The sequence below is a fragment of the Emticicia sp. GW821-FHT11C11 genome (assembly GCF_058808615.1).
The window spans coordinates 58,800-80,234 of the sequence record NZ_JBXARV010000003.1 but is presented as its reverse complement, the minus strand read 5'-3'; the positions used below and the strand labels follow the sequence as shown (position 1 = coordinate 80,234).

At 42.0% G+C, this 21,435-nt stretch carries 16 protein-coding genes; 8 read left to right on the top strand and 8 right to left on the bottom strand.

All coding sequences use genetic code 11. The features are described from left to right. Positions 1–21: 21 nt before the first annotated feature. A complete protein-coding gene (locus AC1RRY_RS15510) occupies positions 22–1,950 on the bottom strand; it encodes a penicillin-binding transpeptidase domain-containing protein (protein ID WP_492822989.1) in 1,929 nt (642 codons plus the stop codon). Between the two features lie 219 nt (positions 1,951–2,169). Here AC1RRY_RS15510 and tsaE point away from each other — a divergent pair, with 219 nt between their 5' ends. The 3 genes from tsaE (at position 2,170) to AC1RRY_RS15495 (ending at position 4,292) form a co-directional block, all read left to right on the top strand. Then, positions 2,170–2,574, top strand: coding sequence for a tRNA (adenosine(37)-N6)-threonylcarbamoyltransferase complex ATPase subunit type 1 TsaE (gene tsaE / locus AC1RRY_RS15505; protein ID WP_492822991.1), 405 nt, complete (start codon positions 2,170–2,172; stop codon positions 2,572–2,574). 32 nt (positions 2,575–2,606) lie between these two features. Next, entirely contained in the window at positions 2,607–3,824 is a 1,218-nt protein-coding gene (locus AC1RRY_RS15500) for an alanine dehydrogenase (RefSeq protein ID WP_492822993.1), read from the top strand. Between the two features lie 63 nt (positions 3,825–3,887). Further along, positions 3,888–4,292, top strand: coding sequence for a hypothetical protein (locus AC1RRY_RS15495; RefSeq protein WP_492823140.1), 405 nt, complete (start codon positions 3,888–3,890; stop codon positions 4,290–4,292). Positions 4,293–4,319: 27 nt separating this feature from the next. Here AC1RRY_RS15495 and panC read toward each other — a convergent pair whose 3' ends face one another. The 6 genes from panC to xerD form a co-directional block, all read right to left on the bottom strand. Further along, positions 4,320–5,162 carry a pantoate--beta-alanine ligase gene (gene panC, locus AC1RRY_RS15490; protein ID WP_492822995.1) on the bottom strand — a complete coding sequence of 281 codons (843 nt, stop codon included), beginning with the start codon at positions 5,160–5,162 and terminating at the stop codon, positions 4,320–4,322. A 70-nt stretch (positions 5,163–5,232) separates the two neighbouring features. After that, positions 5,233–5,631, bottom strand: coding sequence for a response regulator (locus tag AC1RRY_RS15485; protein ID WP_492822997.1), 399 nt, complete (start codon positions 5,629–5,631; stop codon positions 5,233–5,235). Next, entirely contained in the window at positions 5,606–9,151 is a 3,546-nt protein-coding gene (locus tag AC1RRY_RS15480; protein WP_492822999.1) for a PAS domain S-box protein, read from the bottom strand. Before AC1RRY_RS15480 ends, AC1RRY_RS15485 begins: the two co-directional genes overlap by 26 nt. 304 nt (positions 9,152–9,455) lie before the next feature. Further along, a complete protein-coding gene (locus AC1RRY_RS15475) occupies positions 9,456–10,202 on the bottom strand; it encodes a PI-PLC domain-containing protein (RefSeq protein ID WP_492823001.1) in 747 nt (248 codons plus the stop codon). Beyond that, a complete protein-coding gene (locus AC1RRY_RS15470) occupies positions 10,171–11,136 on the bottom strand; it encodes a 1-phosphofructokinase family hexose kinase (RefSeq protein ID WP_492823003.1) in 966 nt (321 codons plus the stop codon). Before AC1RRY_RS15470 ends, AC1RRY_RS15475 begins: the two co-directional genes overlap by 32 nt. 21 nt (positions 11,137–11,157) lie before the next feature. Next, positions 11,158–12,078: a site-specific tyrosine recombinase XerD gene (xerD, locus tag AC1RRY_RS15465; protein WP_492823005.1), complete on the bottom strand. Its 921-nt coding sequence runs from the start codon at positions 12,076–12,078 to the stop codon at positions 11,158–11,160. Between the two features lie 83 nt (positions 12,079–12,161). Here xerD and aroQ point away from each other — a divergent pair, with 83 nt between their 5' ends. The 4 genes from aroQ (at position 12,162) to AC1RRY_RS15445 (ending at position 18,659) form a co-directional block, all read left to right on the top strand. Continuing rightward, positions 12,162–12,587: a type II 3-dehydroquinate dehydratase gene (gene aroQ / locus AC1RRY_RS15460; RefSeq protein WP_492823007.1), complete on the top strand. Its 426-nt coding sequence runs from the start codon at positions 12,162–12,164 to the stop codon at positions 12,585–12,587. Between the two features lie 363 nt (positions 12,588–12,950). After that, entirely contained in the window at positions 12,951–14,066 is a 1,116-nt protein-coding gene (locus AC1RRY_RS15455) for an efflux RND transporter periplasmic adaptor subunit (protein WP_492823009.1), read from the top strand. Positions 14,067–14,098: 32 nt separating this feature from the next. Continuing rightward, the gene (locus AC1RRY_RS15450) at positions 14,099–17,203 is read left to right on the top strand and encodes an efflux RND transporter permease subunit (RefSeq protein ID WP_492823011.1); all 3,105 of its coding nucleotides are present in this window, start codon (positions 14,099–14,101) and stop codon (positions 17,201–17,203) included. Positions 17,204–17,366: 163 nt separating this feature from the next. Further along, positions 17,367–18,659, top strand: a complete 1,293-nt coding sequence (locus tag AC1RRY_RS15445; protein WP_492823013.1) for a TolC family protein — start codon at positions 17,367–17,369, stop codon at positions 18,657–18,659. Between the two features lie 139 nt (positions 18,660–18,798). Here the strand turns inward: AC1RRY_RS15445 and AC1RRY_RS15440 are convergent, their stop codons facing one another. Next, the gene (locus AC1RRY_RS15440; protein WP_492823015.1) at positions 18,799–20,115 is read right to left on the bottom strand and encodes a Gfo/Idh/MocA family oxidoreductase; all 1,317 of its coding nucleotides are present in this window, start codon (positions 20,113–20,115) and stop codon (positions 18,799–18,801) included. Between the two features lie 174 nt (positions 20,116–20,289). Here AC1RRY_RS15440 and AC1RRY_RS15435 point away from each other — a divergent pair, with 174 nt between their 5' ends. Continuing rightward, entirely contained in the window at positions 20,290–21,435 is a 1,146-nt protein-coding gene (locus AC1RRY_RS15435) for a redoxin domain-containing protein (protein WP_492823017.1), read from the top strand.

The window sequence follows — 21,435 nt, the reverse complement described above, 5'->3', positions numbered from 1 at the left end:
TAATTTCTCGTTTGGGTGTTATTAAATCTGTTTTTGCTTGCCCGCGTTACTCTTGGGGCTTGCGGGTGGTAATTCACCCAGCCTTGCCTTTACACTATTTCTGATGGCTTGCGGCTCCTTGGCTGCCATTGCTTCTACGGTCTTAATCGACAAATTCGCGATCCGTTCTTTCAGTTCTACTCTTTCAACCTTTCTTTTCAAGTATTTCTCTATCATCAGGGTAGCAATCGGCGCTGCAACTGATCCGCCAAAGCCTCCGTTCTGTACCATCACGGCAATAGCTATTTTCGGGTTCTCACGTGGGGCAAAGGCAATAAATACTGAGTTATCTTTACCTTTCTTGTTTTGCGAAGTACCCGTTTTACCACAGATAGCAATTCCCGGCACAATTCCGGCACCACCGCTTATAGTTCCACGTTCAACCGCGTCCTGCATACCACCAATAATTGCCTCAAAATGCCGGGGATTTATTTCAGTCTGGTGTACCTCCTTTAGTGCAGCGTTAATCCCTTTTGCATTCTGCCCTACTCCTCGTACCAGATGCGGGGTTATCCAATGGCCTCTGTTAGCAATGGTAGCTGCTAAATTAGCCATTTTCAGCATATTTACCGATACCTCGCCCTCACCGATACTTAAAGAGTAAATATTTGAAAACTTCCACTGGTGCTCCCCATACCGTTTGTTATAATATTTAACACCTGGAAGCAAACCGCTTGATTCAGAGGGCAGGTCGATTCCCAGTTTCTGGCCATACCCAAATTTATATACCATATCCTGCCATTTGGTGAGCATCACGGGCGCTTCTCTGAAAGGGTTCGTCTCTGAGCCCATCGACATGGTTTTCCGGAAAACATGATAAAAATAGGGGTTACAAGAAAAACGCACGGCATTGTGCAAATCGTTAGGTGACCCCGGATGCGGGTGACATTTCACCGGAGCGCCACCCAAAGGAAATGCAGTTGACGATCCTATGGCTCCCAATTCTAAAGCCACTAATGCCTGTACCAACTTAAAGGTAGAACCGGGTCTGAAAAAACCAGTTGCTACCCGGTCGTTTAATGGTTTATCGGGATTCTTGTAAAGCTCCTTAAAGTTTTTGGAAAATTGCTTACCAGAAAGCATATTGGGGTCATAATAAGGATACGAACCCATCGCCAGAATCTCCCCGGTATTAGGCTCTATCGCTACTGCACAACCTGTTTTACCCTGAAAAAGGCTATCAGCCAGTTGCTGTACTTCTACGTCTACTGTGGTGTATAAATTTTTACCTATCACCGACAACGTGTCATACTTTCCGTCGGCATAAGACCCTTTGTACTCACCTTTCACGTTTATCATCGTGAACTTCACTCCTCTTCTGCCTCTCAATTCTGTTTCGTAATATTTCTCTAATCCGGTAATACCTATATAATCACCTCTTCTGTAATATCCAACTTCCTGCGACTCGTACTCTTTCTTGCTGATCTCACCTATATACCCCAAGGCATTGGCCATGGTACGGGCAGGGTAAGTACGGAAAAACGACAACTCAAAAGAAAAACCGGGGAAATTCACCATCGCATCCGATACCCTGGCGTAATCTTCTTTCGACAACTGGCGCAAAAACAACGAAGCACGGTTACGCGAATAAGCCCTTGCCACTGCCATCGTGCTATCAATATACTGCGGGGTAACACCAAACAAAGCACAGAACATGCTGGTGTCAAGGCTCTTTACCTTGATAGGCACCACATACATGTCGTAAACGTCTTCATTCGCAACCAGTAAATTACCGTTACGGTCATATATCTGCCCTCTGATAGGTACCTGCGCTTCTTTTTTAATGGCATTGGTCGACCCAACTGCGTGGTAGGTATCGTCAATTACCTGCAGGAATAGCAGCCTGAGAAGATATATTCCACAGACAATAAAAAAAAAGCTTAGGATGATCCGTTTACGATCCTGTAACATAAATTAGGATAACAAAATAGGGTATTGCTTAAGGCGAAAGTGTAAGAATAATTGCTCTTCTGTTTCACAAAGCAAAGTTCTTGAAAAAACAAGACAAAAGCACAATTATCATAAGAAAAAGATGTTTTTTTAGCGAAAAGTTATTAACTGGGCGGGGATTGAAATATTTCAGGGATTTATACGAATTTTGCACTGAATTAATACCGATAGCAGGAAAACATGGTTTATACGATCACAGATTTAGGAGAAATTGCAAAGGAAATTATTGCCAGAGCAGGCGAACGTACCATATGGCTTTTTGAAGGTGAAATGGGTGCAGGTAAAACAACTCTTATTAAAGCCCTCGGCAAAGAATTAGGAGTGTTGAGCACCGTGCAAAGCCCTACTTTTTCAATTGTAAATGAGTATGCTACTGACATCGGCGAGACCGTCTATCACTTTGATTTCTACAGGCTGAAGAGAGAATCGGAGGCGCTTGATTTCGGTGTGGAAGAATACTTCGATTCTGGAAATATATGCCTGCTCGAATGGGCCGAAAAGATAGAATCTCTTTTGCCCGAAAATTGTTATACCATTCGGATAACGGTTATTGACGAAAAAAGCCGAAATTTGTCATTGAACTAATACAAGCTGAGCAAACAAAACTTATCTAACCTATGACAGGCCAATCTGTTTCTGAACTAGCACGACAATCGGTACTTTACACGCAGGAATCGCCGGAAATGGTAAAAAAGGGAGACAGAAGTCTTTTCATAGGCCTTCCTAAAGAGATTTCTCTTCAGGAAAGCCGTATTGCACTTACCCCCGAAGCCGTAAGCCTGCTTGTCAGAAACGGACATGAAGTGGTTGTGGAAAGTGAAGCCGGAAACGCCGCCAAATTTACTGACAACGAGTATAGCGAAGCCGGAGCAAAGATTGTTTACTCGCCTGAAGAGGTTTTTGAAGCCAACCTGATTCTGAAAATCGAACCGCTGACCGAGAAAGAAATAGCTTATCTGAAATCGGATCAGACGGTCATATCAACGCTGAACATCCCTAACCTGGACCGCAGGTATTTTGAAAAACTCAATGAGAAAAAAATTACGGGCATTGGTTTTGAACTGATTCAGGATAAAGTCGGGGGGCTGCCTATTATCAGAGCCATGAGCGAAATAGCCGGCAATACTGTAATGCTGGTAGCGGCAGAATTGCTAAGCAGTGTACATAATGGCCGTGGGGTTATTCTTGGTGGTATCACCGGTGTTCCTCCTACCAGAGTGCTCATCTTGGGTGCCGGCACAGTGGGCGAATACGCAGCACGGGCAGCACATGCCTTAGGTGCCGAAATTAAGGTTTTTGACCAACACATTTATCGACTGCAAAGAATCAAATATACCATAGGTCAGCAGATTTATACTTCTATTATTGACTCTGAAACACTTGGTGCCGAGCTGGCGAGAGCCGATGTAGTAATTGGCGCCATGCGGGCAGAAGACGGCATAGCACCGTTGATTGTAACCGAAGAGATGGTGGCCAGAATGAAGAAAAACTCTATCATTATTGATGTGTCAATTGACCAGGGAGGATGTTTTGAAACCTCTGAAATGACTACACACAAGCAGCCTACTTTTCAGAAATACGGTGTAACTCATTATTGTGTACCAAACATTGCGTCACGCGTGGCGCATACGGCCAGCATTGCTCTGAGTAACGTGTTTACTCCGTTTTTACTAAAAACAGGAAAAGTTGGCGGCATTGAGGAAATGATTTTTGGCAAACAATGGTTTACTAAAGGAGTATATTGCTACAAAGGGAGCTTAACGAACCTTCCGATAGCACAACGCTTCAATTTGCGTTATAAAGACCTGGGCTTATTACTGGCTGCCCGGTTGTAATCTGTTATAAGAAACAACGGGGTTTGAATGGCTGTTCATAAGCATTCACTCAATTATAAAAACATGATTAATCACTCGAACGAAAATACAATTCTGGATGACGCCAATTCGCCCGAATTAGATAAGAAAATAATGGGCCGGATTTCGGAAGATTTTGTCATTGTAGCCGATCATCTGAAAGAAGCCTCCTATCAGATCCGTAAAAGGGGATTCTCTGAAAACCCTATTTTTGTAGTAACCAAAACACCCGTTGAAGTAGGACAACTACTATTTGGCAGAACCGACTTCAAAACGCAATTCGACTATAAGGCTTCTTTCCTTAATGAATTCGTTCAAAGGAATCTCATTGGTGAAGAATCGATAGAACTCTTTAAAGAAAATTATAAAAATCCTGAAGAATATTGTTGCCTGTTTGTGATTGAAAACGAATTCGCCGGTTTTGTATTTGTACCCTTTCCGGAAGATTAATTGCCGATAGAATAGCCTCTGCTATTCTCAGAATACGATATTATCTATCAGCCTTACACCGTCAAGAAACGCGGCAATGCAAACAGCTGTTTTACCCGTTGCATTGGCATGGACGATTGGTTCCAGCGTATCAAAATCGGCTATTTCGAAATATTCCGGCTCAATGGCTGGTATTGCTCTGAAATATTCAGCAATTACCTCTTGTGTTTCTTTTGCCGATACACCGTTTTGCAGTTTTTCTCTGGCTATCAGCAAAGCTTTGTAGATATTCGGAGCAAGTGTACGTGCTTCTGTTGAAAGTCGCACATTGCGCGACGACATGGCCAGCCCGTCCGCCTCTCGTAAAGTTGCACAGGGAATAATCTGCAGATTAAAACTTAAATCACTTACCATCCTTCTTATCACAGCTACCTGCTGCAGGTCTTTCAGACCAAAATAAGCTTTATCGGGCTTCACTACATGAAAAAGCTTGGAAACTACCACCCCTACTCCATTAAAATGCCCGGGGCGAAACTTCCCTTCCATTACAGTTTCAAGATTACCGAAGTCGAATTTCATTTGCGGCAGAGAAGGATACATTTCTTCGGCTGACGGAGCAAATACCACATCACAATGCGCCGCTTGCAGCATCCCACAGTCTTTCTCAAGTGTTCGCGGATATTTTTTCAGATCTTCCGGATTATTAAACTGGGTTGGATTAACAAAAATACTGCAAACCGTTAAGTCGTTCTCTTTTTTTGAAGCGTCGATCAAAGAAATATGCCCTGCATGTAAAGCGCCCATAGTAGGTACAAATCCAATTGTTTTGCCTGCGTTTTGCTGGGCTTTAAGGTAAGATTGTGTATCGGCGACGGTATAAAAAATCTGCATTTGTTCTGATAGATTATGGATATCTCTGCTGCCGGAACGGAAAGTGATTATCAAATTTAGTGAATAAAGGTTATTTCTTTACTAACTTTTTAAGTAGATCGGCAGTGATAGGTTTTGATATATACCCCAGAATAATCGGGTATTGCTTTGCTTTTTCTTTATCGAAGGGGTTGGTAGAAGAAGATAAAATCACAATCTTGGTCTCCGGAAATTTCGGATACAAATTCTCTACATATTCATCCAGAAACTCCCATCCATTCATTACAGGCATATTTACATCCAGAAAAATAAGTCTCGGATAATCCGCCCATTCTTCAGGGTTGGCAAGCAACTCGTAGTAATAATCTAAAGCCTCCTTTCCGCTTGATGCCGTCACAACCACCTTGGTAAAAGCAGTTTTTTCTGTTACCATTTTTATCAGCATCAATGTAGTGAGGTCATCATCAATGCAAAGTAGTTTGTTTATCATTTGTTACTTTAAATTTTAAAAAGAATTTAGTGCCCACATCAACATTACTTTCAACATCTATGCTACCGCCCAGACTTTCAAGTTGTGTTTTTATTAAATAGAGGCCCATTCCTTTACTATTGGGCCGGTCGTGGAATTTCTGGTACAAACCAAACATTTTTTCCCGATGCCGGTTCAGGTCTATTCCTATTCCGTTATCTTCAAAGATCAGGTTAATAAAATCTCCGGCATTTTCAGTGCGTATATTGATTTTCAACACCTGTGCATATGATCTGTATTTAACTGCATTGGTCATCAGATTCAGCAAAATGCTTTCCAGATACGTCTCATTAAACATCACGAAAGGCGCTCTGCTAAAATCAGTCGTGATTTCGGCCTTCGCCTCAATCACCAGATTCTCAATCTGTGCTATCACCCGATTGACAATTTTAGCAAAAGATGTTTCCTTTTCCTCTACCAAATCTCCGTCTCTGATGATAAGAATTTTTATCAGGTCATTGATAGTATCGTTCAGCAAATGTGTAGATACCCTGAAACCCTGAATTATCTGCCCAAGAACCGGGTCTTCTATCGGTATTTCGTCAATAATATTCAGAAACCCGATAAGATTCGACAAAGGTGCTTTAAAATTATGGGAAGTTATGTACGAAAACTGTTTTAAATCTTCATTACTCTGATTCAACTCACTTATTAACAGTTCTCTTTCCAGCTCTCTTTGCTTGCGTTCGGTTACATCTCTCTGAATTGATATCCAATGGGTAAAATGTCCGCTACTATCGGCTACAGGCGCAATTGACATATTCATCCAGAATTCTTCTCCATTTTTCCGGTAATTTATCAACTCCATTTCGCAATGCTCCCACTGTTTCAGGGCCGTCTTCAGTTTATCCAGATCTTCTCTGCTGGTGTTTTTACCCTGCAACATTCTAGGGGTTTTACCCAGCACCTCTTCACGCGTATAGCCGGTCATATTGGTAAACGCATCGTTTACATAAACTACTCTCGGCCCTGTGTCATCAGCAGATTCTGTATCTGTTATCAATACAGCATCGGTTGCATTGGTAATAACAGATTCCAACAACCTTAGTCTGTTTTCTTCTTCTTTCTGACGGGTGATGTCCTGCATGGCTCCGATGATCCTGATAGGATTATGCGCTTCATCGACAACGATAAAGCCCCTGTCGAGCACATATTTATACGAACCATCGGCACAAAGAAAGCGGTATTCAATTTGTATATTTGACTCCTGCCGTTCAATTACATCATTCAGAAAATCCCGCGTCTTGTTCAGATCTTCAGGATAAATAATCCTTTTCCACCAGTCGTCCACATTCTTCACCTGCAGGTATTCTAAAGGATACCCGAAAACCTTGTGAATCCCATTATTGTAGGTAATTCTGTCTTCAACTATATCCCAGTCCCAGATGGTGTCGCTGGTAGCTTTCATTACAATATCATATCTCTCATTCGAACGGCTTATTTTTTCACTTGTCTCCCGGTTTTCCAGTAAAACTCCAACCAGGTTAGCTGCCCGTTCAATGAAATCTATCTCATGCAATCTGGGTGATTTCGAGGTTTGGTAATAAGTGGCAAAACTCCCGACCACATCGCCATTACTTTTCTTAATGGGTATAGACCAACAGGCTTTCAGATTGAACGCCGCTGCTATATCTTTGTAATCGATCCAAAGATAATCATTCGCAATATCAGTTACAATTACCTGCTCACCTGTGTACATGGCGGTTCCGCAAGACCCTGCTCTCGGGCCGACAAGTATTCCATCAATTGCTTCGGCATATTCCCGGGGAATTGAATCTCCGGCTATCTGAGTCAGGGTTTTATCTTCGTTCAGATGCACTATTGAACATAATGCATGCTGAATCAGATTTTCAATTTCATCAATCAGTTTTTCGAGTATAAAGTCTAGCGAAACTCCGGCTGTTGCATTAAGCGCGTATATTTCTCTTTCTATTTCCAGAATACTCTCATGGTATTTACGAGAAGTAATGTCCTGCATAGAGCCATAGATTCTTATCGGATGTCCATTTTCATAAATAATAAACGCTCTTTCAAATACATATACGTAATCGCCGTCGGCCCTCAGGAAACGATACTCCGAAGCAAATTGTGTGTTGCCATTGGCAATTGCATGAGTTGTTTGATTTAAAACCCGCTCCACATCTTCAGGGTGCAGGTGGTTTTCCCAGAAATTTGCTTCCAGATAATCGTTTACAATCGGATATCCAAAGAGTTTCAGATATCCATCTCCCGAAATAAATGTCAGGCTTGTTCGCATATCACAATCCCAGATGGCATCGTTGGTAGCTTTTGCGACGGCCTCATAGCGGTCGTTGGTTTCCTTAAGCTTTCTTTCATAGTCTATCCGCTTGCCAACATCTCTCGAATTAGACACTACTCCTCTTATGGCATGGTCTTTAAGCAAATTCGTGATGGTGGTTTCTAACCAGACCCATCCTCCGTTCTTATGCTTCACTCTATAGGGTGCAATATTTACGCTGTCCTGAAGGTTCAGTTCATAGGCAGCTTTGAAGACCGTTTCTGCGTCGTCTTCGTGTATAAAATCAAGCGCTTTTTCTGATAAAAGCACTTCGGGACTATACCCAAGAATAGACTCATGATTAGGGCTTACGTATTGAAACCGTACATCTTTATCGATAATTGTCATCAGATCGGCTCCGTCCTGTACTAATGCTTTAAATCGTTGCTCGCTTATTTTTAAAGCGCTTTCTATCTTTAGTTTCTCTGTTATATCTGTAGCTAATACCAATCTTGCCTTTTTGCCGGCAAAATCTATCATGTTGCCCTCTATTTCAACATGGATCAGTTCTCCGTTTTTCTTCAGATGCTTAGCCAGATTCTTAATGCTTTTCCCCTCGCTCTTTAAAGTCTGAACCTTACTGATTATATCCGGAATACTGTCCTTGGGTCGTATGTCAAGAATATTCATGTTCAGGAATTCTTCCTTTGAATACCCGTAATGCATAACCGCAGCCTGATTGACATCAAGAAATTGCAACGAACTGATTTCATAAACCCACATAGGCACGGGGTTCAAATGAAAAAGTTCTTTATACCGCTTTTCTGATTCCAGCAGATATCTATTGATTTTTCGTCTTTCAATACTGTAAATAATACTTTTGGTAAGCAATGAAGTACTCAGCTCATTTTTAAGCAGATAATCGGCCACACCCATCGCCAAGCTTCTGATACCAAGGTACTTATCTCCAGAATCTGTCAATACAATTACAGGTATTTCAAGAGCAACATTCAAGACCTTACTTACCCGTTCTTCTCCATCTTCGTCTGGTTGTTTCAGATCAAACAAAATGATATCAAACTGAATGCTGGTGAATAGCTTCACTTTCATTTCTGCCACCGTTCGGACATAATGAACCTGATGATTCACCAGTTTGTCAGACAGATAATCTTCTATACGGAAATTTCCTTCTGCGTTATCTTGAATAACCAGAATACTAAACTGCTTTGTAAAAACAGACATGCGGAATTAACAGAGATTAAGGCAAGGGCACATTAGATTACCGAAACTGATAGTCGGAGTAACTATCGTCCGGAAATCACCTGTATCTGGGCTGATTTCAGTTGAATACTTTGGGCTTTATTTAATAATCATCAACAGTTTTTATTCAATAGCACAAACTAAACAAAACAGGCAGCAAACGCCTTGCAGATTTATTTTTCACTCAATATAGTTATTAACTCAAAAACCAGATAAATCTACCAGCCTTGTAGTAGAATTATCTGATTAATCCGCAATATTAACTGATTACAAGACAATTAACTCCCTATTTTTGAATATTTTTTTTCAGCAGTTCCAAATCATCCGTACCGATAAAGTCAACTTCAAGTTTTTGCAGTGTTTCGAAACCTAATATGGTATTGGGTGTGCCCCACAGCCGTACTCTTTTACCTTTGTCATGATTAAACTTCACAAACTCTTTGATTTTCTGATAGGTCTCTTCTGGTAAATCCTGTTTACCGTTCCAGTATTTTCCAAAATCAGTAAAACTGGCACTTACCATATCTACCCGCTTATAGGCATTGGCCGAGTATTCAATATTCCTGCGGCCGTCAAAGAAAAAAGTCTTATCATATTGCGTAAACTCATCTGGTTTAGGCATATCGCCACTGATGGTAATATGTACGTGTTTCAAAGCTTTTTTGTCGGCTTTCACCAGCTTTTCGAGTTCGGTCATTATCAGTTTGCCATCTTTTTTCAAATCAAGCAGTAAATAAAGCTTCTTTTTATCGGAGTATGCATATCCCTTATTGGCTTTGATTTTTGCCAGCATAGGTTCCCAATACAAGGCTTTAAAAGTTCTGCCTGCGGTAATGTTCTTCCAGTCGTGGGCTACGTACAGTTCTCCATCTTTAATGTATAAATCGGCTTCTATCGAATCATAACCCAGGTCATAGGCCTCATAAAAAGGTCTGGTGTGTTCGTAATCGTTGTGAGAATGAATCAATTGGGCAAAAGCCTGATTCCCCAGTAATACTAAACTAAAAATGATGAGCCTGATATTTTTCTCCATAAGTATTTAACCATTTTAATAATTTATGTGCATCTCCTTTTGAAAACAACTGAGTACCTTCGTTCATGGTAGCCGCTGAACCACAGGCCACACCCCATCGTAACATTTCTGATAAATTTTTACCTTCAGACAAGGCCCACACCATACCTCCTACCATGCTGTCACCAGCGCCGACAGTGCTCTTCTTCTGCACCGGAGGAGCCGGAATATGCTCGCATTTATCTTTAGTGACCAAAACTGCTCCCTGAGGCCCCAGTGAAACTACCACTATTTCGCATTTACCTTTCGCTATCACTTCTCTGGCAGCGTCGTCTACCTCATTTATTTCCAGCGCTTCGGTTTTTACCAGTTTAGCCAATTCACCTACATTGGGTTTCAATAGAAATACACCCTCGTCAACTGCCCTTTCCAACGGGATACCCGAAGTATCTACTATTAGTTTTGAACCCGTCTTTCTTGATATAGCCGCTACTTTTTCATAGAAATCATCGCCTAAGCCCGGTGCCAGACTCCCACTGGCTACTAAAAATTCCGGTTTCAGGTCTTCTATGGTTTTTAATATTTCGGCCGACTCCGTTGCTGTAATGGCAGGACCAGGCATGCCAAATCGATACTGCGCATTGGTTAGGGTATCAACTGCTATAAAATTCTCTCTTGTCCAACTCTCTGTTCTGATGGCTCTGTAATCAATCCCTTCTTTTTTTATCAGTTCCTGCAACAACTCACCCGGGGCGCCACCCACAGTAAATATCGCCAGGGTTTGTCCACCCAACCGGGCAATGGCTTTAGAAACGTTGATTCCCCCTCCGCCCGCATCAAAATGTGGGGTTTCACATCTTATCTTCTGCTCTGCTACCAGGCCGGCAAATTTTGTACTTTTATCAATGGCCGGACTTGCGGTCAAGGTAACAATCTTATTTTCTTTTTTCTTCATGGCGTTGTTGATTTAATCATTTCATAAACTATTACGTTGAAAATCTTCCCTTGGATGGAAACTTCTGAGGGTTTCCTGCAGAAAGGCTCTGTCCAGATGGGTATAGATTTCGGTGGTTGTAATAGACTCATGCCCCAGCATTTCCTGTACGGCTCTCAGGTCTGCACCACCTTCAATCAGATGAGTAGCAAAAGAATGCCTGAAAGTATGCGGCGAAATATTCTTATGAATCCCTGCACGCGCGGCCAGGTCTTTTATAATCAGGAAAATCATAACTCTGGTTAAAGGCCGGCCTCTGCGATTCAGAAATACAATGTCTCCGGCATCAGGTTTAATGTCAAGGTGATTTCTGATGCTTTCCAGATAAATATTGGTATACTTGATGGCATCTCGGCCGATAGGCACCAGACGCATTTTATTCCCTTTCCCTACTACTCTCACAAACCCGATATCAAAATAACAATTGGTAAGTTTCAAATCTACCAGTTCAGATACCCGCACTCCGCAACTATACAGCACCTCCAGAATCGCCCTGTTGCGGGTTCCTTCGTTGGTCGACATATCAATGCAATCCAGCATCTGCTCAATTTCGTAAAACGACAGGGTATCAGGCAATTTACGGCCGATTTTCGGTGCTTCTATTAATTGTGTGGGGTCGGTTTTGATAAGGTTTTCAATCGCCAGATACTTATAAAACGATTTAATGCCCGACAGGATCCGCGCCTGAGAAGTGGCCGTAAGTCCAAACTGATTGATATAGGCCAGAAAATCTGAGATATCTTTATCAGTAACCGTTTCAGGCCCTGGTTTGTGGTCGGTCATGGCCGCAAACTGGCTAAGCTTTTCAACATCCCTCAAATAGGCTTCAATGGAGTTCTCTGACATAGATCGCTCCAGCCGTAGGTAATTCTTAAAATGTTGAATATAGATTGGCCAATTCAAAACCGCAATTTTTATCAGTAAACACGAATGGTTTTCGTAACTTGCCGTAAAAATACTCAATCATCCATTCAATCGCTTTTTTGATGAAGAAAATAATTATCATAAACGGTCCCAATCTGAATCTGCTTGGCAAAAGAGAGCCGCATATTTATGGAAGCCAGACATTTGAAGATTATCTGGCTGAATTGAAACAGGTTTTTCCGGATATAGAATTACATTATTATCAGTCGAATCATGAGGGGGGCATCATAGACAAAATCCATGAAGCAGGCTACGGGCAGGTGGAATTCGACGGACTCATTATTAATGCAGGTGCTTATACACACACATCTGTTGCCATAGCAGATGCGCTGTCGGCCATTAAAACCCCGGCTATAGAAGTACATATATCAAATATTCATGCACGTGAGGCTTTCAGACATCATTCTTATCTTTCAAGCCGGTGCAAGGGTATGATATGCGGCTTGGGTATGAAAGGCTACGAGATGGCTGTCAGATATTTTCTATAATAAAGAATCTTCTTCACCTGATTTGTAACAAAGGATTGGCTTTTTCGGTTAGAACTTTGTGCAGGTATATTTTTGTTTTAAAATTAAGCTTCTGTTTACCTTTTCTTAATACAGATTTTAACTTGAAATCTGGTCATTTCTGCTCATAATACGTTTTTCAATCAATAGTCGTCAAAAAGGACTAATTTGTCGTTTATTTATAGTTACAATGATATTATTCACTTAATTTCGTAAAAAAAAGTATTACTATTTCGTTTCTATATTGAATAATTGAATTTACACAGAAAAAAACACCCCTTTAATATTCAATATTTAATCCTGTTTAGTTACTAATCTCCTTAAATTAATAAGATAAATTTTAAAATGCGTACTATACTTACCATTGTTGCAGTAATTGTTGTTTTAGTGCTAGGCAAAATATTCTTTTTCAGCAAACCTGAAGATAAAATGGGCGGTGGCCCGGGCGGCGGAGCAGCTGCCGGCAAAGGCGGCTCAGATAAAGGTGGAAACAAAGGCCCTGGTGGTGCAGGCGGAGGCCCGTCCACAGCAGTTAACATATTCGTTACCGGTTTTGCAACACTTGATAACGCCGTTACATCACCCGGCACGGTTTTCCCGAATGAAGAAGTGCAGCTAATGTCAGAAGCGACAGGGAGGATCACAGCATTGAATATAAAAGAAGGTAGCCGCGTTGCTGCCGGGCAAGTAATTGCCAAAATTAAAGATACTGACTTACAGGCCCAATTGAAAAAAATCAATTATCAGATTGAACTGGCTAAACAGACCGACGCCCGCCAGAAGAAATTGCTGGAAATCAACGCTATCAGCCGTGAAGAGTATGAGATTACTTCTAATACCATTAACACCCTGGCGGCCGATAAGGAGTTTCTCGAAACGAGCATCGAAAAAACAGTATTGAAAGCACCCTTCGCCGGTAAAATAGGCTTGAAAAACGTCAGCTTGGGTGCTTATGTAACCCCGGCCACCAACATGGCTACTTTGGTGCAGACTAATCCGGTAAAAATTGATTTTGCCGTTCCTGAAAAATACTCTACCCAATTGAGACTTGGTTCGTCGGTTAAATTTGAAGTAGAAGGACAGAGCCAGATATACACTGCCAGCATTAATGCAATTGACCCGAAAATTGACCCGAATCTGCGTTCATTGAAAGTGAGAGCCATCGCTCAGAATCCGAACGACAGGCTGATTCCGGGTATGTTCGTAAAAGTAACGGTTGACCTCGATATATCGCAGGCCATTATGATTCCGACTGAGGCTATCATTCCGGTATTGAAAGGTAAAAAAGTATATGTAATGCAAGACGGTAAAGTGGCTGAGAAAATGGTAGAAACAGGCCTGCGTACTGATAAAAGTATACAGGTTATCAGTGGCCTCGTACCCGGAGACTCGCTGATTACAAGCGGTATTATGGCATTGAAAAAAGATGCCCCTGTAAAAGCAAAGCAGGTAATTAAATAAGGTTTTAGCATTGAATTGAAATTCACAAAATTATGTCTATATCAACCATTTCCATCAAACGCCCTGTATTAGCCATAGTGATGAATCTCATCATTATCTTATTTGGTGTTATTGGTTATACTTATCTGGGTGTACGGGAATACCCGTCAATTGACCCGCCTGTAGTGTCGGTTCGTACGGCTTACGCCGGTGCCAATGCTGACATTATTGAGTCGCAGATTACAGAACCTCTCGAAAAAGCGCTGAACAGTGTAGAGGGAATTAAATCTATCAGCTCGTCTTCTAACGTTGGTTCAAGCCAGATTACGGTGGAGTTTGAACTCGGAGTAGATATGGAACGTGCCGCAAACGACGTACGCGATAAGGTGTCTGGTGCAGTGCGCCAGTTGCCACAAGATATTGATGCCCCACCAACTGTTTCTAAAGCCGATGCGAACTCAGATGCTATTATGAGTATGTTGCTTCAAAGTGAAGCACGTACCCACTTAGAAGTGAGCGATATGGCTGAAAATGTGGTTGCACAACGTCTGCAAACCATTCAGGGTGTAAGCTCTGTTATGATCTGGGGACAAAAGAAATATGCCATGCGCTTATGGATGGATCCGACCCGTATGGCTGCACAAGGTGTAACAACGCAGGATGTTAAACAGGCACTTGACCGTGAAAACGTAGAATTACCGAGTGGTAAACTAGCCGGTGATAACACCGAATTGACTGTAAAAACGGTAGGTCGTTTCAAAAACGAAGCAGATTTTGAAAACCTGATTGTTAAAACCAACGGTGATAAAATCATCCGCTTCAAAGATATCGGTACTATTCAGTTAGGGCCGGAAAACGAAGAGACTATTCTTCGCTTGAACGGCATTCCGATGATTGGTCTGGCTATTGTGCCACAGCCCGGTTCAAATTACCTAGAGATTTCGAAAGAAATCAAGAAAAGGGTTGAAGAAATTAAAAGAGATTTACCCAAAGATTATAAGATGGACGTATTGCTTGACAATACGGTTTTCATCGAAAACTCAGTAGAAGAAGTAGGTGAAACCCTTCTGATAGCCATTGGTCTGGTTGTGATTATTATCTTCCTTTTCTTCCGTGACTGGATCATTGCCGTAAGACCACTGATTGATATCCCGGTTTCATTGATAGGTACATTCTTTGTAATGTACATGCTGGGGTACTCGGTCAATGTATTAACATTATTGGCCATTGTATTAGCCACAGGTCTTGTAGTTGATGACGGTATCGTTGTAACTGAAAACATCTATAAAAAGATTGAAGAAGGCATGAAGCCGATTGAGGCCGCCATTAAAGGATCAAACGAAATTATGTTTGCCGTTATTTCCACTTCAATCACGCTGGCTTCAGTATTCTTACCGGTTATTTTCATGCAGGGTTTTGTGGGTAAGCTATTCCGTGAGTTTGGTATTGTGCTGGCCTCGGCGGTATTGATATCCGCCTTTGTGTCGCTAACCCTTACCCCTATGCTGAATGCCTATCTGGTAAGAAAAAACAATAAACGCTCATGGTTCTATGAGAAAACCGAGCCTTTCTTCGAAAACATGATTAACGGATACCGTGACCGCCTGACCAGTTTCATGAAAGTACGGTGGGTGGCTATTCCGATTTTGTTTGTTACATTAGGTATAACCTGGTTCTTTGGTAAAGATATTCAGCAGGAGTTGGCTCCGCTCGACGACCGCAACTGGTTCCGTATTTCGTCAACTGCGCCGGAAGGTTCATCTTTCGAATATATGGACAACTATATGCTGAAAATGGGTAAAATGCTGCAGGATTCCATTCCAGAAGCCAAGGGTATTATGACCATCACAGCACCGGGTTTCTCGGGTTCAGGCTCACCTAACACCGGTATGGTGCGGATAGCCCTGAAAGACAAATCTGAAAGAAAGCGTTCTCAACAGGAACTAGTAGACTTTGTAACTAAAAAGCTGAAAGGCATGCCTGATGCACGTTCGTTTGCCATTCAGCAACAAACCATTTCAGTTGATGCCCGTGGTGGTCTGCCGGTTCAATATGTAATTCAGGCGCCTGACTTCGAAAAGCTACGGGAGTACATGCCGAAGTTTATGGATGAGGTTGCTAAAGACCCTACTTTTGTGATATCGGACATGAACCTGAAATTTAACAAACCTGAGCTGGAAGTAAGCATTGACCGCGAGAAAGCCAAGAGTATGGGTATCTCGGTAGCCGATGTGGCCCAGAATATGCAGTTATCTTTTGCGGGTCAGCGTTTTGGGTACTTCATCATGAATGGTCGTCAATATCAGGTAATCGGCCAATTTGACCGTGCTAACCGCGACGAACCGCTTGATTTAAAGAGTACATTTGTCAAAAATAATCTTGGCGAATTGGTTCAGTTGGATAATATCATCAAAACTGAAGAGCAAAGCAGCCCCCCGCAGTTATATCACTTCAATCGTTATATGAGTGCTACGGTATCTGCCGGTCTGGCGCCTGGAAAGACCATTGGAGACGGTATCAAGGCCATGGACGCCATCAGAGATAAATTGAATGATGAGGCAATCAGAACAACACTTTCCGGCTCATCGCGCGACTTCGCCGAAAGTTCTTCTAATACCCTATACACTTTCATACTTGCCCTTGTGTTAGTTTATCTGATTCTGGCCGCACAGTTTGAAAGTTTCGTTGACCCGTTCATTATCATGCTTACCGTACCTTTGGCGGTAGCAGGTGCCATGTTCTCATTGTGGTATTTTAATCAGACACTGAATATCTTCAGCCAGATTGGTATGATCATGCTGATTGGTCTTGTAACCAAAAACGGTATTTTGATTGTTGAATTTGCCAACCAGTTAAGAGAAAAAGGTATGGGCATTAAAGAAGCCGCCATTGAAGCTGCAGCCATGCGTTTCAGACCTATCCTGATGACCAGCTTTGCTACCGTACTAGGTGCTGCCCCAATTGCCTTTGCCTTGGGTGCTGCCGGCCGAAGCCGGATGTCAATGGGTATCGTAATTATGGGCGGCCTTTTATTCTCATTAGTATTGACACTCTATGTGATTCCTGCCATTTATACTTTCTTGTCGCGCTCGAAAAACTACGAACGCATGAAACAGATAGAAAAAATAGCGTATGAATCAGAACATGAAATAGCCTAGGTTTAGCAGGGATACCGGCTTGGTATCCCCGCACTCTATGCCGGTCATAATATACTATTTTGCATTATCTTAAAGTCATACGCTTAAAAAAGAAGCATCATTTAATAGTTTCATCAGGGCATGCTTAACCTAAACCAATGAAACTCAGTAAAAATAGAACAACGTGAAAAACTATATTATTCTTCTATTATTCGTTGCCCAAACTTCAATTGCACAAGAAATACTAACCTTGGAGAACGCTGTCAGTATAGCACTCGAAAAAAATTATGATGTAAAAATTGCGGTACTTCAACAAAAAGTAGCCGAAACACAGGTTTTTAGAGGAAATGCAGGGATGTCGCCACGTGTAGATTTCAATACCAATACCGGAACAGCTTTTAACGAAGTAAAGCAGGTATTGGCCAATGGAGGTGAAACCAACCGTTTCGGTACTAACTTAACGCCTTCTGCCAACGTGACTTTTGCCTGGACACTCTATGACGGCAAACGCATGTATGCTATTTATGACCGATTGAAAAATCAAAGCCAGCTAAGCCAGATTCAGACCAGAATAGCAATGGAAACCACCATGGCAAATGTAATGGCTGCGTATTACGAAATAATGAGACAGAAGCAAACGGTCAGGTTTCTGGAAACTATCATTAAGTACTATGAAGAGAGGTTGAATATAACCGACCAGCGCTGGCAGTTTGGTAAGGGTTCTAAACTGGATTTTCTTCAGTCGAAAACTGATTTGGGAACACAGACCAGTTTACTGGTTCAGGCAAAGACAGACCTCAAAAACGCGAAAGTTGCTCTCAATAATCTGCTTGCCAGAGACCCCAATCAGGATTATGAGGTGCAGGAAGTAGTAGAACTTACGTTTGATCCGTCACAGGAAGAACTCCGTACCAGAGCACGTTCTGCCAATAAAACCCTGCAGGCCTTAAGAAAGTCTACCGATATCACCTTGATTCAGCAAAGAGAAGTAGAATCACTGAAACTACCCAGAGTAACTCTTAACTCTTCATTAGGCTATTCTTTGAGCAAAACTAACGCCGGGTTATTCTTATATAACCAGAACTACGGCTTAAATACTGGCTTAGGTCTGAGTTGGAACATCTTTAACGGACAAATTACCCGTAGACAGATTCAGACAGCTAAAATCAATACAGACATTGCCAAAACGCAGGAAGAAGATTGGATTGTGCAAATGGAAAATGATTTGGTGAGAGCTTATAACCAGTATCAGACTGATAAGGAGATTCTGAAACTGGAAGAAGAATATAATCAGGTGGCTGACGAAAACATGAAAATATCTTTAGAAAAATTCAGGCTGGGTGGCTCTACGATTCTTGAGATAAATGAGGCACAACGTAGTTTGAATACTTCTCTGAACCGTCTGATTAATGCCCGTTATAACATTAAAATTTCAGAACTCCAGTTGCTGCGCCTGAGCGGTGAGCTTGTTAAGTAAACTAAAAACAAAACATAACGTTACAAAAAAACCTGCAAGTCTTACGATTTGCAGGTTTTTTGTTTTATTGAGTATCTGAATCAAAATCAATCAGATGAGTTATTACAAGCAAAGGAAACGGAATATCATTCCGTTCTACTTATACTGCTTTGGTTTTACCCGGCATCGGAATCGGATACCAACCGTCTTTGTCTGGTAACACTTTTGGAAGGGTATCCCAGGTATATTTATCAGGCATCAGGTTAATCTCCGAGTTAAGCGCTTCTTCCCATTTCACACGTTTACCAGAGTAGCTGGCCATACGACCCATAATGGCTGTCAAGGTACTTTTCGCACCGTTTTCAGCATCATTGATCGGCTTATTGTTTACAATGCAATCAAACAGCACGTCATGCTCAACCTGATAAGGGTTTTTGTCTCCTTCACCTTTGTGTCTCCAGATGCTGTTACCTTTCAGGTCAAAAATTCTGCCTTCAGTAGCACGGCCTTTCGTACCGATCAGATGCTCTGATACATCAGAAACAGTACCCGGCTGGTGACGGCAGTAGCTGCCAAGAACCATACCATCAGCATATTTATATTCGATTGCGTGGTGGTCATAGATTTCACCGAATTTCTTGTCAGTTCTAACCTGACGACCGCCGAAGCCGAGTGCTTCTGTCGGATAGCCGCCTTTAAACCAGTTGATAACATCAATGTTATGGATATGCTGCTCATTGATGTGGTCACCGCAAAGCCATACGAAATAATACCAGTTACGCATTTGGTATTCCATTTCGGTTTGTCCGGCCTGGCGCTCATTTACCCATACACCGTCGTTATTCCAGTAGCAACGGGCAGATACGATATCGCCGATTGCACCTTCATTTATAACTTTGTTATAAGTTTCTAAGTATGATTTTTGGTAATGGCGTTGCAAACCAACTACTACTTTCAGATTTTTCTTTTTAGACTCTTCGGCTGCAGCCAATACACGGCGGATACCCGGTGCATCAGTAGCCACTGGTTTCTCCATGAAAACGTGTTTGCCCTGACGAACCGCTTCTTCAAAATGAATCGGACGGAAACCCGGAGGCGTTGTCAGGATAACTACATCTGCTAAAGCTATTGCTTGTTTGTAGCCGTCAAAACCTGTAAACTTGCGTTCTTCCGTTACATCTACACGTCCTTTTACACCTTTACCATTTTCTTTTTCAGTAGTAAGGTTTTTATAGCAAGAATCTATTCTGTCGCGAAAAGCATCGGCCATCGCTACTAATTTCACATTTTGTTTTACAGAAAGCGCCTGCATGGCAGCACCTGTTCCGCGGCCGCCACAACCTATCAAAGCAACTTTGATGGTATCGTCAACAGAAGAAGTGGCCGCTGATTCAAAAGGCAGACTGGTTACAGACAAACCACCTGCAACTACTGCCGAAGCTTTTACAAAATCCCGGCGAGAAAAGTTTGTGTTCATGTGTTTATGAGGTTATACGAGTTGAAATTTTTAAGAGAACAAATTTATCGTATTTCCTGAAATTATTGCTCTTTTTTTTTGAAAATGTCTGACGTCTGATTTCAATTATTTTGAAAAACATTTAATTTATCGGTAATTTTGATTATCTGTTCTACCTCCTCAGCTATAAAAACTATGAAAACCTATATTGTGTTGATACTGGTGCTTTCAGGCGCGATGGCTTTTTCACAGGCAAGGTTTATCGCCAAACCTCAGAACATACCCAGACAGCCTACACCTACACTGGCCATCGGGTCAACAGCACCTGATTTCAGATTACCTGCAACAGACGGGAAGTTCTACTCACTGAAAGACTTTGCTTCGGCCAAAGTATTGGTTATAATTTTTACCTGTACGCATTGCCCCACAGCGCAGGCATATGAAGACCGCACGAAAGCCATCGTAAGCGACTACAAAAGTAAAGGGGTTGCAGTAGTGGCCATATCACCCAACAGCCCTGTTTCTGTATTACTGGAAGAATTGGGATATACTGACCTGAACGACGACTACGAGAATATGATTGTGCGTGCCAGAGACAAGGGCTTTAACTTTCCATACCTATACGACGGAGACACCGAGGGAACTTCGATTAAATATGGCCCCGTGGCTACGCCACACGCCTTTGTATTTGATGCTCAGCGTATACTCAGATATAATGGCCGGCTTGATGGTATAGAAAAACCCGGGAAAGCCAATGCAGAAGATTTGCGTGCTGCCATTGATGCAGTACTGGCTGGAAAAGAGGTAGCTACGCCGCAAACCAAAACTTTTGGCTGCTCAGTGAAATGGTCATGGAACACCGAATACAAAGCTAAGAACGAAAAAAACTGGGAATCACGACCGGTTACGCTGGAAGATATTGATACAGAAGGCGTTAAAAAATTAGTAGCGAATGATTCAGACAAGTTGCGACTCATTAATGTATGGGCTACCTGGTGCGGACCCTGCATTATGGAGTATCCTGATTTTCTGGAACTGCAACGCATGTATGGCGCCCGTGATTTTGAATTCGTATCTCTTTCTGCCGATAAGCCTGATAAAAAAGATAAAGCACTTAAATTTCTGCAAAGCAAACATTCGGGCGTAAAAAACTATATATTTAAGGAAGAAGACATTTATAAACTGATAGAAGCGATGGATCCGAAGTGGAACGGCGCTTTGCCTTATACACTGCTGGTTGAACCCGGAGGCAAGGTAGTTTACTCAATACAGGGAAGTATTGAAAACCTGAAACTGAAAAAACTGATTGTTGAACACCCCAAAATGGGACGATACTTTTGA

What these genes read in the sequence shown, in the direction of transcription:
- AC1RRY_RS15510 (WP_492822989.1), bottom strand. Translation starts at nt 1,950, where the DNA reads ATGTTACAGGATCGTAAACGGATCATCCTAAGCTTTTTTTTTATTGTC.
- tsaE (WP_492822991.1), top strand. Translation starts at nt 2,170, where the DNA reads ATGGTTTATACGATCACAGATTTAGGAGAAATTGCAAAGGAAATTATT.
- AC1RRY_RS15500 (WP_492822993.1), top strand. Translation starts at nt 2,607, where the DNA reads ATGACAGGCCAATCTGTTTCTGAACTAGCACGACAATCGGTACTTTAC.
- AC1RRY_RS15495 (WP_492823140.1), top strand. Translation starts at nt 3,888, where the DNA reads ATGATTAATCACTCGAACGAAAATACAATTCTGGATGACGCCAATTCG.
- panC (WP_492822995.1), bottom strand. Translation starts at nt 5,162, where the DNA reads ATGCAGATTTTTTATACCGTCGCCGATACACAATCTTACCTTAAAGCC.
- AC1RRY_RS15485 (WP_492822997.1), bottom strand. Translation starts at nt 5,631, where the DNA reads ATGATAAACAAACTACTTTGCATTGATGATGACCTCACTACATTGATG.
- AC1RRY_RS15480 (WP_492822999.1), bottom strand. Translation starts at nt 9,151, where the DNA reads ATGTCTGTTTTTACAAAGCAGTTTAGTATTCTGGTTATTCAAGATAAC.
- AC1RRY_RS15475 (WP_492823001.1), bottom strand. Translation starts at nt 10,202, where the DNA reads ATGGAGAAAAATATCAGGCTCATCATTTTTAGTTTAGTATTACTGGGG.
- AC1RRY_RS15470 (WP_492823003.1), bottom strand. Translation starts at nt 11,136, where the DNA reads ATGAAGAAAAAAGAAAATAAGATTGTTACCTTGACCGCAAGTCCGGCC.
- aroQ (WP_492823007.1), top strand. Translation starts at nt 12,162, where the DNA reads ATGAAGAAAATAATTATCATAAACGGTCCCAATCTGAATCTGCTTGGC.
- AC1RRY_RS15455 (WP_492823009.1), top strand. Translation starts at nt 12,951, where the DNA reads ATGCGTACTATACTTACCATTGTTGCAGTAATTGTTGTTTTAGTGCTA.
- AC1RRY_RS15450 (WP_492823011.1), top strand. Translation starts at nt 14,099, where the DNA reads ATGTCTATATCAACCATTTCCATCAAACGCCCTGTATTAGCCATAGTG.
- AC1RRY_RS15440 (WP_492823015.1), bottom strand. Translation starts at nt 20,115, where the DNA reads ATGAACACAAACTTTTCTCGCCGGGATTTTGTAAAAGCTTCGGCAGTA.
- AC1RRY_RS15435 (WP_492823017.1), top strand. Translation starts at nt 20,290, where the DNA reads ATGAAAACCTATATTGTGTTGATACTGGTGCTTTCAGGCGCGATGGCT.